At 66.5% G+C, this 490-nt stretch carries 1 protein-coding gene; it reads left to right on the forward strand.

Features of this window, described 5'->3' with window-relative positions; translation table 11 throughout:
* Positions 1-490: DMT family transporter (locus EOA38_RS38610; RefSeq protein ID WP_145966370.1), on the forward strand; the 490-nt coding region annotated here is incomplete at both ends.

Below are 490 nucleotides of genomic sequence, written 5' to 3' on the forward strand. Positions count from 1 at the left end.
AGTTCACCTATGTCGCCAATGTGGCGGTGATCTATGCGACCTCGCCCTTCATCGCGGCATTGCTTGCCTTTCCGCTGGTGCGGGAAAAATTCCGGCTGCAGACGATGCTGGCGGCGGCCGTGTCGCTCTGCGGCGTCGCCATCATGGTGGGCGGCGGCCTCGGCAGCGGCCATCTGTTCGGCGACGGGCTGGCGCTGCTGATGACCACCGGCAGCGCGCTTTACATGATCATGGTGCGAGCCTTCCGCGACTCGCCCGTCGTCTGGGCCGGCGCGGTGTCCGCCTTCCTGCTCTTCGTGCTCGGCTGGTTCGTCACCGATCCGCTGGCCGTCTCGACCCGCGACATGGTGCTGCTTGCCACCTTCGGCTGCTCTTTCGCGCTGGCCTCGATCCTGTGGACGGAGGGCTCGCGGCTCATCCCGGCCGCCGAATCCGGCCTGCTCGGCTCGGCGGAAGTTCCCTTCGCCATCCTGTTTGCCTTGCTGTTCCT

Origin of the sequence: Mesorhizobium sp. M1E.F.Ca.ET.041.01.1.1 (assembly GCF_003997355.1) — a bacterium.
In the GTDB taxonomy this organism is placed as follows: Bacteria; Pseudomonadota; Alphaproteobacteria; order Rhizobiales; family Rhizobiaceae; genus Mesorhizobium.